General features: G+C 67.3%; 9 protein-coding genes. 6 read left to right on the forward strand and 3 right to left on the reverse strand.

The annotated features are described in order from the left end of the window. Positions 1–14 precede the first annotated feature (14 nt). The 5 genes from glgB (at position 15) to G539_RS24005 (ending at position 8,487) form a co-directional block, all read left to right on the forward strand. Positions 15–2,207, forward strand: a complete 2,193-nt coding sequence (gene glgB / locus G539_RS0107155; protein WP_029074589.1) for a 1,4-alpha-glucan branching protein GlgB — start codon at positions 15–17, stop codon at positions 2,205–2,207. A gap of 70 nt (positions 2,208–2,277) precedes the next feature. Further along, complete coding sequence (glgC, locus tag G539_RS0107160; protein WP_029074590.1) at positions 2,278–3,543, forward strand: glucose-1-phosphate adenylyltransferase; 1,266 nt, start codon at positions 2,278–2,280, stop codon at positions 3,541–3,543. Positions 3,544–3,631: 88 nt separating this feature from the next. Then, complete coding sequence (glgA, locus tag G539_RS0107165) at positions 3,632–5,086, forward strand: glycogen synthase GlgA (RefSeq protein WP_029074591.1); 1,455 nt, start codon at positions 3,632–3,634, stop codon at positions 5,084–5,086. Then, positions 5,086–7,173 (forward strand): glycogen debranching protein GlgX, encoded by a 2,088-nt coding sequence (glgX, locus tag G539_RS24000; protein WP_051231168.1) that lies wholly within the window; start codon positions 5,086–5,088, stop codon positions 7,171–7,173. The genes glgA and glgX overlap by 1 nt, the downstream gene beginning before the upstream one ends. A gap of 204 nt (positions 7,174–7,377) precedes the next feature. Beyond that, the gene (locus G539_RS24005) at positions 7,378–8,487 is read left to right on the forward strand and encodes a GNAT family N-acetyltransferase (protein WP_051231169.1); all 1,110 of its coding nucleotides are present in this window, start codon (positions 7,378–7,380) and stop codon (positions 8,485–8,487) included. 99 nt (positions 8,488–8,586) lie between these two features. Here the strand turns inward: G539_RS24005 and G539_RS0107180 are convergent, their stop codons facing one another. Genes G539_RS0107180 through G539_RS0107190 form a run of 3 tightly spaced genes read right to left on the reverse strand, consistent with a single transcriptional unit; the run spans position 8,587 to position 12,388 of the window. Further along, a complete protein-coding gene (locus tag G539_RS0107180; protein WP_029074592.1) occupies positions 8,587–10,035 on the reverse strand; it encodes a lipopolysaccharide biosynthesis protein in 1,449 nt (482 codons plus the stop codon). After that, positions 10,029–11,327: a VpsF family polysaccharide biosynthesis protein gene (locus G539_RS0107185; protein WP_029074593.1), complete on the reverse strand. Its 1,299-nt coding sequence runs from the start codon at positions 11,325–11,327 to the stop codon at positions 10,029–10,031. The genes G539_RS0107180 and G539_RS0107185 overlap by 7 nt, the downstream gene beginning before the upstream one ends. Beyond that, positions 11,324–12,388 carry an acyltransferase family protein gene (locus tag G539_RS0107190; RefSeq protein WP_084639862.1) on the reverse strand — a complete coding sequence of 355 codons (1,065 nt, stop codon included), beginning with the start codon at positions 12,386–12,388 and terminating at the stop codon, positions 11,324–11,326. The genes G539_RS0107185 and G539_RS0107190 overlap by 4 nt, the downstream gene beginning before the upstream one ends. 341 nt (positions 12,389–12,729) lie before the next feature. Between G539_RS0107190 and G539_RS0107195 the strand changes: the two genes are divergently transcribed. Further along, a complete protein-coding gene (locus tag G539_RS0107195; RefSeq protein ID WP_029074595.1) occupies positions 12,730–14,937 on the forward strand; it encodes a GumC family protein in 2,208 nt (735 codons plus the stop codon). Positions 14,938–14,943: the final 6 nt, after the last annotated feature.

Raw genomic sequence — 14,943 nt, forward strand, 5'->3', positions numbered from 1 at the left:
CGGAAGGGGGCGCGATGACGGGTTGGCGGGCGAGCGTGTCGGATGTCGAAGCTCTTGTTGCCGCGCGCCATGGCGATCCTTTCGCGCTTCTCGGGCCGCACGAGACGGATGACGGTCTCGTCATCCGTGCCTTCGTCCCGCATGCCGAGACCCTCGCGGTCGAGGATCGGGAGGGGCGCCGGGTGGCGCCGCTGGAACGGCGTCCGGGCACGGATTTCTTCGAGGGCCTGATCCCGGGACGCGACCGGCGCTTTCGCTACCGGCTACGGGCCGAGAACCCCGGCGGCGGCTGGACCTTCCACGATCCCTATTCCTTCGTCGGCGTGCTCGGCGCCACCGACGACTATCTGCTCGTCGAGGGCACGCACCGGCAGCTCTATGAACGGCTCGGCGCCCACCTCCGCAATCACGAGGGCGTCGACGGCGTGCATTTCGCCGTCTGGGCGCCGGATGCCTCGCGCGTATCGGTGGTCGGCGATTTCAACGGCTGGGATGGTCGTTGCCACCAGATGCGCAAGCGCGTCGACAGCGGCCTCTGGGAAATCTTCGCGCCCGACCTCGGCGCCGGCGCGATCTATAAATACGAGATCGTCTCGGCCAATGGCGTGGTCCAGCCGCTGAAGGCCGATCCAGTCGGCTTCGCCGGCGAGCTGCGCCCCTCGACCGCCTCGGTCGTCGCCCGCACCGACAATTTCGCCTGGTCCGACGATGAATTCCTTCGCCAGCGCGAAACGGGCGAGGCGCGGCGCCGGCCGATGGCGATCTACGAGGTGCATCTCGGCTCGTGGCAGCGCAAGGAAGGCAACGCCTTCCTCACCTATGACGAACTGGCCGACCGGCTGATCCCCTATGCCGTCGAGATGGGCTTCACCCATCTCGAACTGCTGCCGGTCAGCGAGCACCCGCTCGACGACAGCTGGGGCTACCAGCCGATCGGCCTGTTCGCGCCGACGCGCCGGCATGGTGACCCCTCGGGCTTCGCCCGCTTCGTCGACCGCGCCCACCAGGCCGGCCTCGGCGTCATCCTCGACTGGGTGCCGGCGCATTTCCCGACCGACCGGCACGGCCTCGCCCATTTCGACGGCCAGCCGCTCTACGAGCACGCCGACCCGCGCCGCGGCTTCCATCCGGACTGGAACACGGCGATCTATGATTTCGGCCGCGCCGAGGTGGCGAACTTCCTCGCCGCGAGCGCGCTCTACTGGCTCGACCGCTTCCATGTCGACGGCCTGCGCGTCGATGCCGTCGCCTCGATGCTCTATCTCGACTATTCGCGCAAGGCGGGCGAGTGGCTGCCCAATCCGGACGGCTCGAACGACAACAAGGACGCCGTCGCCTTCCTGCGCCGGGTCAACCAGCTCTGCTACGGCGTTCATCCCGGCACGGTGACGATCGCCGAGGAATCGACCGCCTGGCCCGGCGTGTCGAAGCCGGCGCACGAGAACGGCCTCGGCTTCGGCTTCAAGTGGAACATGGGCTGGATGCACGACACGCTCGACTATATGTCGCTCGAGCCGGTGCATCGCAGCTACCACCACGACAAGCTGACCTTCGGTCTGCTCTACGCCTTCTCCGAGAACTTCGTGCTGCCGCTCAGCCATGACGAGGTCGTGCACGGCAAGCGCTCGATCCTCGGCCGCATGCCCGGCGACCCATGGCAGCAATTCGCCAACCTCCGCGCCTATTACGGCTTCATGTGGGGCCATCCCGGCAAGAAGCTCTTGTTCATGGGGCAGGAGTTCGGCCAGCGCAACGAGTGGAACTTCAACCAGGGCCTCGACTGGCACCTGATGGTCGAGCCGGCGCATTCGGGCCTCCGGGATTTCGTCCGCGACCTGAACCACGCCTATCGCGACCGCCCGGCGCTGCATGCGCGCGACTGCGAGGGCGACGGGTTCCGCTGGGTGGTGCCGGATGACAAGGCGCAGTCGGTCTTCGCCTTCCTGCGCCTCGGCGCGCCGGGCGACCGGCCGGTGCTGGTCGTCTCGAACTTCACCCCCGTTGTCCGCGACGGCTACCGCGTCGGCGTGCCGGAGACGGGGCGCTGGCGCGAGATCCTGAACTCGGACGCGGCCGCCTATGGCGGTTCCGGAGTCGGCAATTTCGGCGCGGTCGAGGCGGATGCGGAGCCGGCGCACGGCTTCCCCGCCTCGGTCCGTCTCGTTCTTCCTCCGCTCTCGACGGTCTTCTTCGAGTGGGATCCATGAGGCGACCGGCGGGACGGGGTGAGATGAGAAAAACACTGCAGGGCAACGAGCATTTCGGGAGGGACTGAGGATGGATCGGCCGCAGACCAATGCGCCGCTGGCGCGTAGTGCCATGGCCTTCGTGCTGGCGGGTGGACGCGGCAGCCGCCTGATGGAACTGACGGACCGGCGCGCCAAGCCGGCGGTCTATTTCGGCGGCAAGTCGCGCATCATCGATTTCGCGCTGTCGAATGCCGTCAATTCCGGCATCCGCAAGATCGGCGTCGCCACCCAGTACAAGGCGCACAGCCTGATCCGCCACCTGAACCGGGGCTGGAACTTCTTCCGCTCCGAGCGCAACGAGATCTTCGACGTCTTCCCGGCCAGCCAGCGCGTCTCGGAGGACCAGTGGTACCGGGGCACGGCCGACGCGGTCTATCAGAACCTCGACATCCTGAAGGACTACGACGCCAAGTATTTCGTCATCCTGGCCGGCGACCACATCTACAAGATGGACTACGAGAAGATGCTGCAGCAGCACGTCGACTCGGGCGCCGACGTGACGATCGGCTGCCTCGAGGTGCCGCGCATGGAGGCGACGGGCTTCGGCGTCATGCATGTCGACGAGACCGACCGCATCAGCGCCTTCGTCGAGAAGCCGAAGGACCCGCCGGCGATGCCAGGCAAGCCGGACAAGGCGCTGGCCTCGATGGGCATCTATGTCTTCGACACCAAGTTCCTGATCGACGAACTGGAGCGCGACGCCAACGACCCGAATTCGAGCCGCGACTTCGGCAAGGACATCATCCCGAACATCGTCAAGAACGGAAAGGCGGTCGCGCATCATTTCGAGACTTCCTGCGTCCGCTCAAGCCAGGAATCGGTCAGCTACTGGCGCGATGTCGGTACGGTCGACGCCTATTGGGAGGCGAATATCGACCTGACCAGCGTCGTGCCCGACCTCGACCTGTTCGACCGCAACTGGCCGATCTGGACCTATAGCGAGGTGACGCCGCCGGCGAAGTTCGTGCACAACGAGGACAATCGGCGCGGCTATGCGCTGTCCTCGCTGGTGTCCGGCGGCTGCATCGTCTCCGGCGCGTCGCTGGAGCGGGCGCTGCTCTTCACCGGCGTGCGCTGCAACTCCTATTCGCATGTCGAGAACGGCGTCATCCTGCCTTATGTCGAGGTCGGACGCGGCGCCCGGTTGAGCAATGTCGTCGTCGATGCCCGCGTGCAGATCCCGGAAGGGCTGATCGTCGGCGAGGACCCGGAGCTGGACGCCCAGAGGTTCCAGCGCTCGGCGAACGGCATCTGCCTGATCACCCAGCCCATGATCGACGCGTTGAACACGTGATCATGCGTTCTTCAAGACCCTTACCCCAGCCCTCTCCGGAACGTGGGAGAGGGCTGGGTGAGAGCCTGGCTTTCCTTCCAAAGGCCCATTGATGACCTTGAAAATCCTCGCCGTCGTCTCCGAGATCTATCCGCTGGTGAAGACGGGCGGGCTGGCCGACGTCGCCGGCGCGCTGCCGGGCGCGCTGGCGCCCGAGGAGGTGGCCGTGACGACGCTGGTGCCGGGCTATCCGGCGGTGATGACGGCGCTGAAGAAGGGGGAGGTCGTCCAGACCTTCGCGAACCTGTTCGGCCATCCGGCGCGGCTGCTCAAGGGCCAGGCCAAGGGGCTGGACCTGCTCGTGCTCGACGCGCCGCATCTCTACGACAGGACGGGCAATCCCTATGTCGATGCCGACGGCAAGGACTGGATCGACAATCCGCTGCGTTTCGCGGCGCTCGCCCGCGTCGCGGCGGATCTCGGCCAGGGTCTCGTGCCGGCGCTGAAGCCCGACGTGATCCACGCGCATGACTGGCAGGCCGGCTTGGTGCCGGCCTATCTCCGCTACTCCGACAGGCCCGGCGTGCCGACGGTGATGACCGTGCACAACCTCGCCTTCCAGGGCCAGTTCGGGCGCGACCTGCTACCGGCGCTCGGCCTGCCGGCGCGCGCTTACGCCATCGACGGCGTCGAGTATTACGGCACGATCGGTTTCCTGAAGGCCGGCCTGCAGCTTGCCGACCGGGTGACGACCGTTTCGCCGACCTATGCGGCCGAGATCCGCACGCCCGAGGGCGGCATGGGGCTCGACGGCCTGCTGCGCAGTCGCGGCAGCGCCGTCTCGGGCATCCTGAACGGTATCGACACCGGCGTCTGGAACCCGGCCGCCGACCCGATGATCGCCGCCCCCTATGATCTCGCCCATCTCTCGGCGCGCGCCGCCAACAAGAAGGCGCTGCAGCAGCGGCTCGGCCTCGATCCCGATCCGAACGCGCTCGTCTTCGGCGTTGTCAGCCGGCTCTCCTGGCAGAAGGGGCTCGACCTGCTGCTCGATCGGCTGCCGGCGCTGGTCGCCGGGGGCGGCCAGCTCGCCATGCTCGGCTCGGGCGAGCCGGCGCTGGCCGGCGGCTTCGCCCATGCCACCGTTGCGCATGGCGGCCGCGTCGGCGTGGTTAATGGCTATGATGAGGCGCTCGCCCATCTGATCCAGGCCGGGGCGGATGTCATCCTGGTGCCGTCGCGCTTCGAGCCCTGCGGCCTGACCCAGCTTTGCGCCCTGCGCTACGGCGCGCTGCCGCTCGTCGCCCGTGTCGGCGGGCTCGCCGACACGGTGATCGACGCCAACGAGGTGGCGATCGCTTCGGGCGCCGGCACCGGCATCCAGTTCAACCCGGTGACAGGCGACGCCTTCGAAAACGCGCTCACGCGCGCCTTCGAGCTCTGGCGCGACCGAGCGGCCTGGAAGAAGCTGCAGAAAAACGCGATGCGGACCGACGTCTCCTGGACCCGTCCTGCCGCCGCCTATGCCCGGCTCTATCGCGAACTCGCGGCCGGGCACGGCTGATGTCGACGGACGCGGTTCGCGATGGCGCGCCGGAGCCGCTCGGCGTCACGCCGACCGCGACCGGCGTCAACGTCGCCGTCCATTCCGCCGATGCCGAGGCCGTCTTCTTCTGCCTGTTCAACGCGGCCGGGGAGGTCGAGCTTCGGCGCATCCGCCTGCCGGCGCGCACCGGCGACGTCCATCACGGCCATATCGACGGGATCCGGCCGGGCGACCGCTACGGCCTGCGCGCCGAGGGGGCGTGGCGGCCGGAAGAAGGACAGCGCTTCAACCCGGCGAAGCTCCTGGTCGATCCCTATGCGCTGGCGCTCGACCGGCCGTTCGTCCTGCATGACGCACTGTTCGACGCCCGTCGGCTGGGTGCTGCGAGCGACGAGCGCGACAGCGCGCCCCATGTGCCGAAGGCGATCGTCACCCTGCCCTTCGACCGGCCGGCGCCCCGCCTCGATCCGCCGGTCGACTGGGACCGGCAGGTGATCTACGAGCTGCATGTGCGCGGTTTCTCGAAGCTCAATCCGGCCGTGCCGGAGGCGATGCGCGGCACCTTCGCCGGCCTCGGCCATCCCGCCTCGATCGCGCATCTGACAAGGCTCGGCGTGACGACGATCGAGCTGCTGCCGGTCGCCGCCTGGCTCGACGAGCGCCATCTGCCGTCGCTCGGGCTTTCGAATTACTGGGGCTACAACCCGATCGCCTGGATGGCGCCGGATCCGCGCCTGGCGCCGGGCGGCTTCGCCGAGGTGGCCGCCGCCGTCGCGGCGCTGCACGGAGCCGGCATCGCCGTCATCCTCGACGTCGTCTTCAACCATTCCGGCGAGAGCGATCACCTCGGCCCCACCGTCTCGATGCGCGGGCTCGACAATGCCGGCTACTACCGGCTCCAGCCGGACGATGCGGCGCTCTATGTCAATGACGCCGGCACCGGCAACATCCTCGCCTGTGACCGTCCGCCGGTGGTTCGCCTCGTCCTGGACGCGATGCGGGCCTGGGTCGAGCGCACGGGCATCGACGGCTTCCGTTTTGACCTCGCAACCACGCTCGGGCGCCGGGCGGACGGCTTCGACCCCACCGCGCCGCTGCTCGCCGCGATCGCGCAGGACCCGATGCTGCGCGACCGGATCCTGATCGCCGAACCCTGGGACATCGGCCCGGGCGGCTACCAACTCGGGGCGTTCCCGGCCGTCTGGGGCGAGTGGAATGACCGCTATCGCGACACGGTGCGGCGATTCTTCCGCGGCGATGCCGGCAGGATCGGCGATCTCGCCACCCGGCTCGCCGGCTCGGCCGACATCTTCGCGCCGCGCCATCGCGGCGTCGATCGCAGCATCAACTTCGTCACCGCGCATGACGGCTTCACGCTCGCCGATCTCGTCGCGCATGAGCACAAGCACAACGGCGCCAACGGCGAGCACAATCGCGACGGCACCGACGACAACAAGTCCTGGAACAACGGCGTCGAGGGGAGCGCCACCGATCCGGCCATCCTCGCCCGCCGCAGCGCCGATGTCCGGGCGCTCCTGATGACGCTGGTCTTCTCGCGCGGCACGCCGATGCTCGCGATGGGCGACGAGCTCGGCCGCAGCCAGAACGGCAACAACAACGCCTATGCGCAGGACAATCTGGCGACCTGGCTCGACTGGGCGTCGGCCGACGACGACCTGATCGCCTTCACCGCGCGTCTGTTGGCCCTGCGCGCCGCCCATCCCGCCCTGCGCGATCCGCGCCCGTTGATCGGGCGACCGCTCGGCGACGCGAGCGTTCCCGATGTCGTCTGGATCGGTCCCGGCGGCGTCGCGCTCGCGGATCGGGACTGGAACGATCCGGCGCTGCGGACGCTCGGCATGGTTCTGTCCGAGCCGGAAACGGGCGCGCGGCTCTGCCTGCTCCTCCATGGCGGTGGCGAGGATGTCGAAGTCACGCTGCCGCCCGCGCGATCCGGCCATGCCTGGGGGAAGGCGGCGGAAAGCCTCGAATTCGGGCCGCTCGCCACTGCGTTCCCGATGCCGTCGCGATCCGCGATCCTGCTGGTCGAGGCCGGGGTGGGTGACAGGTTTCTTAACTGGCAGGGACCTAGTTTCCGGCCCTAGCTCGATGCAGCCCTCGGCAGCTGGCTGACCGGGGCGATTCTTTAGCCTGATCTGTGGGGTCAGGCTGTGTTGAAGGTGTGGAATGCCCAGTGATATCGGCATCGTTGATGGCCGCCTGACTGTCTCACGCCCGATGTCTCATTCAACGGGCCGCATGGCAGATCGATCGAGAGAGGCAGAAGGTGGCAGGCGGGGCCGTTCGGCATGACTTATGCCGTCACGATAGATCGGTCGTGGGATGACGCTGCGCCGCGTTGGCGTGGGCTCCTCGCCGCGCCACTCGCGTCGCCGTTTCAGGGCGCCCGCTGGCTGTCGCGCTGGTATGAGAGCTTTTTCGGTCGTGCTGATATCGAGCCGATCATCGTTCATGTCGCGGATCGCAATGGCACCGACGTCATGGGGCTGCCGTTGATCCTGCGCCACGGCTGGTTGCGGACCATCGAGACCGCAGATCTCGGCATCACGGATTACAATGCGCCCTTGCTCGGCCCGGCCGCGCCTCTCGACGAAGCTGGCGCACGCGAGCTCTGGCAGGCGGTCCGCGCGGCGCTGCCGCCGGCGGACCTGATCGAATTCTCCAAGATGATGACGACGATCGACGGGCGTCCCAATCCGCTGGTACTGGCACTCGGAGGCGAGGCCTCCAGACTGTTCGGCAATTTCGTTCGCATTGAATCTGACTGGGACACGTGGCTCAGCAGTCTGGGCCGGCACAATCGGAAGGAACTGGCCCGCAAGTGGAGGGTCTTCACTCGGGACGAACGTGCACGCTTCGTCGTTGCCGAGGACCGGCAGCAGGCCGAGCGCTTCTATGATCTCATGTCGGCGCAGCAGCGCGAACGCATCCAGTCGCTCGGATTGCCCTATCTGCTCGATGCGCCGGACTATGATCGGTTCTATCGAGAGCTGGTATTTGACGGCCTGGAAGACGGCTCGATCGTGCTCTCGGCGCTGAAGGCGGGCGATGAGTTCGTTGCAGGCCTGCTCGGCGTGGCACATGACGATCATTTTGCCATCTTGCGCATCAGCGCAGCGAGTGATGGCCGTTGGGCCAATTGCTCGCCGGGACGGTTGGTCATTGGCCGAACCATGCAAGCCCTGCACGGCAGGGGGATTCGGACGTTCGATTTCACCATCGGCGACTACGCGCACAAGCGCACCTTCGGCGTTCAGCGCATCCCCCTGGTGGACATCATGGACGGCCGATCATGGCGCGCCTGGCCGAGGTTGGGATGGGGCCGTCTCAGAGCGTTCGTCAGGCGCCGACCGATGCTGGAGCGGCTGGCTCGAAAAGTGATGCGACGGCCTGCTTGAATCCCATTGCCAGCGAGCGGGCAGAGCAGCGGTGCTCGCCTATCAGCTTCTTCACCGGGAGAACTGAAGTGCGCTGCCGCCCTTCAAATGGGGGGAGTTCTAGGCGGAGCTTTGCACGCGCCGCCCCAGCCGGCGCTCAAGGATGCCGCGTGCTTGGCCTTGGTAGGCGATTGATATGGCTGCAGCGTAGACGATGACGCCGATCAGGATCGCAAGCACAAGTCCGGTCATGCCGGTCGGCATCGGCAGTAGCGCGAGCGAAAGGGCCATGGCTCCCGTCGCTAGAAACACCTTCGTGATATCGAGCATCGGTACAATGAAGCCCATATGGCGAACCGCGATGAACAAGCTTACACCGCCCGCCAGCGTCGAGCCGAGCGCCGTGCCGATGATTGCACCGACGGCGCCATGATAGAGCAGTCCGGCTGTCGTCAGGACGATGGTCGTGACGATCTCGATGATGTCGACCAGCGTGGCATAGCCGACGCGCTTTTCCAGGATGAAGATCTGGTCGCTGGTATGCACATGCAGAAAACGGATTGCGCCGGCGAGTGCCGAGAGACCGAGGATCGCCTTCGTCGTCTCGCGATAGGGCTCGGCGATCAGGAGGTCAGTCGCCGGCGTGCTGATCATGGCCAGGCCGACGACGATGGGCGCCATGACTCCGACGAGCAAGGCCGCATTGGTCGCGAGTTGTCGCATCGCCTCATCGCGCTTGCCCTCGTTCAGGAGGCGGGCGGCGATCGGGAAGGCCGCCGCGGTGACCAGCATGCTGCCGACCGAGGCGCAGCGCCGGCCTAGCCCCCAGCCTACCGCCATCAGGCCGAAGGCCGCGGCTCCCGAGACGTGGCTGACCACGTAGCGGAAATTGTTCTCGGCGATCCAGCCGAGGCAGTAGAGAAAGAGGATCGGCCCGCCATAGGAAGCGGCGCTTCGGAGCATGGACCGGTCGACGCGGCGAGGCAGGATGGCGATGCCGATCATCGGGGCGGCGACGAGGTTGGCGATCATCTGCGCGATGCCGTAGGCGAGCAGCAGCGCATCGCCCGTCGCCTGCCACCCGCTCACTAGGGCGAGCCCGAGGCCGAAGCCGAGGATCGGGCCGAGGATCTGCAGCATGGTGTAGGCGAGGATGTTCGACTGCGCCCGCGCCCGCTCGGAATAATGCGTGTTGATGCCGCGCGTCGCGAAGAAGAAGGCGATGATCGCGACCGTCTGCCAGGTGAGGTGGGTGACGTCGATGATCGCGATGGTGGCGAAGGCGGCGATCAGGCTGATCGGCAGCGAGACGGCGATGACGGCCGCCTCGGTATGCAGGAAGTTGCCCCGTTCCGCCTGGCCGCGCTCGAACGGCATGAAGCGCAGCGCATAGACCGAGAACCAGGAGAGCGCGATCAGATAGGCGAATTCCTGGGTGGCGGTGACGAGCATGTAGGAGCCCATCTCGGCCGGCGGCAGGAAATAGGTCCACACCACCATCGACAGCAGCTGGAACGCCGGCGTCAGCAATTGCGCCGGCAGGTAGCGGATGGTCTGGCGGATCAGCATGCTGCCGGTTTGTCCGTCTCGGCGGGAATGAAGCGGCGGTCGAGCAGGATCATGATCATCGCCATGATCAGCGCGAAGTCGATCGTCTTGTTGGCAATGCCGGTCGATGTCGAGGTAATGACGAAATAGTAGGCAAGTGGCAGCAGGGCAGCAAGGCCGACCGTACGGACGATTTCCGTGCAGAAGGCGGCGAGGCCGAGGAAGAACAGCACCGTCGTGACGACGCCGTAATAGGCGAAGAAGGCGACGACGAAGCTCTCGATGCCGATGGCGAGGTCGAGCCGACGCTGGTTGGAAGCGATATGCTCGAGGTCGGGCGCGAAGAACACGTCGCGCAGGTTCATGCCGTCGAAGATCGAGAACATGGCGACACGGGTGGCCGCGCTGCCGTAGTCGTTCTCGAAGCGGCTGAGGAAGCTGTCGAACGCGCCGGCCTGGACCAGCAGCGAGCCGGCAATGGCGATTCCGGTCAGGAAGAGGATGCCGAGCAGCGCGCCGCGCAGCCGGAACGGCCTGCCGGCGAGGATGCGCGCGATCTCGAGGCCTCCCCGCACGGCCAGCAGGCCGAGCAGCGCGACGGTGGCGGCCCGGCCGCCGAAGGCCACCATGGCGCCGAGGCTGTAGATCAGCAGCGCGGCGCGGAGCGGCATGTCGAAGCGCCGCCCGCCTGGCCCGGTCAGGATCAGCAAATAGGTTCCGGTCGCCAGCGCGTTGACGAGCGGATGGCCGAGCAAGGCCGTGGCGCGCCAGTCATAGGTAACGATCTCGCCATGCTCATAGGTGGGGGTCAGGCGGAACGGGGTGAGGTATTCGAGATAGCCGATCGTGGAGTTCAGCAGGAAGAACAGGTGCATGCCGATCAGCAGGCGCTCGGTGGCGGGCGCCCGCAGCGACGAGATCGAGACGAACAGGGCGAGCGGCAGCACGAAGGTGTCGACGATTGCTGAGATCGGCAGCTTCTGGACGACGGCCGTCTGGAACGTCAGCAGAAGGATCGCCAGCGCGAAGATCAGCGTGCCGGGACGCTGGGCCGCGAGCGCCGCCAGCAACCGGCCCGGGCCGATCGCGATCGCCCAGAGGCCGAGCGCCGCCAGCGCCAGATAGGTGGCGGGATGGAACTTGCTCAATGGCGAGCCGCCGGGCGAGCCATAACGAATGCCAGACGCCTCAAGGACGCCTGACGACACGAAGAACAGGACCAGCAGGCACAGCACGGTGAGCGCGCTGGCGAGGCCGATCGGCCAGGGGATCCGGATGGGGCGGCGGACCGGTGTCGTTGCGACGAGGCTCATGGCGTGGCCTGTTCGGCGAGCGCGCTGGCGCCGCGGCGGGCCGCGCCGCGATCGAGGCTGATGCCGAGGAAGAGCAGCGCGCTCCAGCGCCAGCGGACCAGCAGCTGGTGCAGCAGGATGGGAAGGAAGATGCCGGCCAGCAGGGCGGCGCTGAAATAGAACCCGACCGGGGCGCCGGGCGCGAGGAGGTCGAAGGCTTTCCGCAAGCCGGCCGTGAAGAAGACGTGGAACAGATAGATCGTGTAGGAGAATCCGCCGATGAAGCTCAGCGGCGTCCATTCCAGCTGGCTGAGAAACAGGGCCAGGCAGGTCGAGGCGCCGAACAGCAGCCCGAGCGCCGACTGGCGTTCGAAATCGAGCTGGTTGAACCCCTCATAGTTCGCCAGGTCAAGCCCGAACAGCACGGCGACGAACAGCCCGAACAGCAGGAGAAGCGGGATCCGGCGTTTCGGAACGGCGCGGATCCGGCGGTCGGCCGACCACACCCGCAGCAACAGCCCGATCAGGAAGAAGGGCAGCAGGTAGATGGCCGAATTGATGGCGAAGAGGTTGGGCTCGAACTGCGGTGCGGCGAGGAAGACGAGGCAGGAGAGCGGCAGCAGCACCGTCAGCAGCAGCCGGGCTCGCGGGCCGGCGAGATAGCAGCCGACGAGCAGGCCGACCATCATCAGGATCGTCGCCTGCAGGTACCAGAAATGCTCGTAGGGCAGGATGTAGATCTGCCAGATCGGCCCGGAGAACTGGCCGTAGACGAAGCCGAAGCAGAGATAGAACAGGGTCGAGACGACGACGAGCGGGATGCCGAGCCGGCGCAGCTTCTTGACGATGGCGTCGCCGAGCGCGGCGCGGTCGGCAATGAAGGCCTGGAAGACGTAGCCCGACAGGAACGAGAACAGCGGCATCCGGACATGCACGAACAGCTCGGTGAACAGCCGCCAATTGTCGTGCGCGCTGATGTGCATGCCATGCGCCGGGCCGTCGCCGATCACGTGGAAGGCGACGAGCAGGAAGCACGCCAGCCCTCGCAGGGTATCGATATGCCCGTCTCTCGCAACTGCCATGCATGGAACTCGCTGGTCCGCGCGCGACCCTGCGCGCCCGAGGATGCTATAGAGCGGTTCCGCGCAGTGTCCCGGACATTCCGCCAACAGTGTTAACCGAATCGGAATCGTCGACCGTAGCCGTTCGATTCCTCGTTCTTCTCCAGGTGTTTGTCGGTATACTTTGTATTGTCGGGGAATATATTGAGAAGAATTCGTATTTCGGTCGCCGATATCCGGAGGCTGGAGCGATGATTATCGTTTAGAAATCCTTAAGCGGACGCCATCCATAGTTGCGTTGCCGGGTGGGCGAACCGGCGAACCCTGCAGCATGCGCATCAGGCTCTCGCCCGTGGACTACGATGGCGGCCAAGGCCAATTTTTCGATCACGCGTCCCCCGGAACCGGTCGTCGAGGGTGGGACGGCGTTCGATCCGTTTTCGGACCAGATCGATCTGTCCGGGCTGTTCGCGCTGCTGTTCCGGCAATGGCTGCTGATCCTGGTCACGCTGGCGCTGTTCCTCGGCGCGGCCTTCGCCTATGTCACGACCGCCGCCAAGGTCTATCAGGCGACGACGCGCGTCCTGCTCGACCCGCGCGACAAGCAATTGGTCGGGCCCGAGGTGGTGCGGCCGACGCAGGGCGTCGACCTGTCCTGGATCGAGACACAGGTGGATCTCGTCACCGCCTCGGCGACGCTCCGCAAGGTGGTCGACAGCGAGAACCTGATCAACAGTCCCGAATTCGGCGGCGGCGGCGACGCGCCGGACCTCGACAAGGTGCTGACGACCTTCGCCAAGCATGTCCGGGCCGAACGTGCCGCCGAGACCTATGTCATCGACGTGATCGTCTCGTCGCGCTCGCCCGAGGAGGCGGCGCGGCTGTCGAACGCGGTCGCCGAGGCCTTCATCACCAGCCTGACGGAAGCGAAGCAGAACGCGGCGCGCCAGGCCAATCTCCTGATCGCCCGGCAGGTCAGCGACCTGCAGGCGAAGTCGCGCGAGGCCGATGAACGCGTCGAGGCCTACCGCAAGCAGCACGGCTTCGTGCAGGTCGACGGCCGCTCCGTCGACGAACAGACTCTGACGCAATTGAACGAGGCGAATGTCGCGGCGCGGCTGAAGGCCGACGAGGCCTCGGCCCGGCTGGCGCGGCTCGATTCGATCGCGCGCAGCAGCGACGGCGACCTTGCCTCAGCGCTTTCGACGATCGATTCGTCCGTCCTCGCCCGTCTGAAGCTCGACTACGCCGCGGCGCTGCGCCAGCAGACCGAGCTCGGCGAGACGCTGGGCGGACGGCATCCGCGCATGCAGACGGCCGCGGCCGATGTCGCCCGCTCGCGCAGCCTGATCAAGACCGAGCTCCACGCGCTAGCCGCCAAGGCGCGGGTCGAGGCCGACCTCGCCAAGTCGCAGGTCGCCAGCACGGCGGCGGCGCTGGCGGCGGCGACCAACAAGGTCAACGAGACCAGCGAGGCCAGCGTCACGCTGCGCGATCTCGAGGGCGAGGCGTCGATCCGGCGCGACGCCTATCGCGCCTTCGTGGCGCGGGCGCAGGAAACCGGCCTGCAGGAGAACCTGCAGGTTTCAGACGCGCGCATCATCGGCCCGGCCCCCATACCGCTCTATCCATCCTGGCCGAAGAAGAAGATCATCCTCGGCCTGGCTGGCATTGGCGGCCTTGGCGTCGGCATGGCGCTCGCGCTCTATCGCGGCCGCGCCCGGCTGCTGCGGCCGGCGCGCGAGGCGACGTTGGCCCTGTCCGCGCCGCCCGCTCCGACGCCGTCGATCCAGTCCCCCGAGCCCGACACCGAGGCGCGTGTCGCGGCGAGGGATCGCGGCAATGATGAGCTGGCCGAAATCGCGGTCCCGGGATCGCTGACGGCCGGGGCGTCGCTCGGCGAGGCGGCGGCCGGCGCGCTGCTCGACGGCGTCGCCCAGGACGGCGCGATCGGCTTCCGCGCGCTGGCGGAACAGCTGACCCGGCCGGCCGACACGACGGGCCCGGCCGTCCATATCCTGTTTGGCACCGTCGCCAGCGGCGCGATCGCCTCGGTCGCCTACGGCCTCGCCCGCGCGGTGGCGGAACCGGCCGTCGAGACGCTGCTGATCGACGCCAATACCGGCGCGGTTACCGCCGCCTCGGCCCTGATCGGCCAGGACGCGCATGGCATTCTCGACGTGGCGCTCAGCAATGCCGATCCGGCCGCGATCGGAACCCGGCTCGACGGCGCCTCGATCGTCCTGCTGCCGGCCGCGAGTGCGGCCCGCAGCGCCGAGATCGAGCATCATGGCGACCGGCTGGTCGAGACGGTTCGCGATGTCGCCGACGGCTTCGAGCGCGTGGTCGTCGATCTCGGCCCCTCCTGTCCACCGCCCCTGTTCAATGCCCTTCTGTCGATCGCCGACGATGCGGTGATGGTGGTCGACGCGGAGGAGGCGGGCACGCCGGTGATCGCGTCTGCCTATGCCGATCTGCGCGCGCTGGTGCCGGAGCTGCGCGGCATGGTAGTCGTGCGGACATCGTCCCCCGCCATCGAGCCGTCCGAGCCTGCCGCGACGGTTTCCTGAAAGCCT

Source organism: Kaistia adipata DSM 17808 (assembly GCF_000423225.1).
GTDB classification, from domain to species: Bacteria; Pseudomonadota; Alphaproteobacteria; order Rhizobiales; family Kaistiaceae; genus Kaistia; species Kaistia adipata.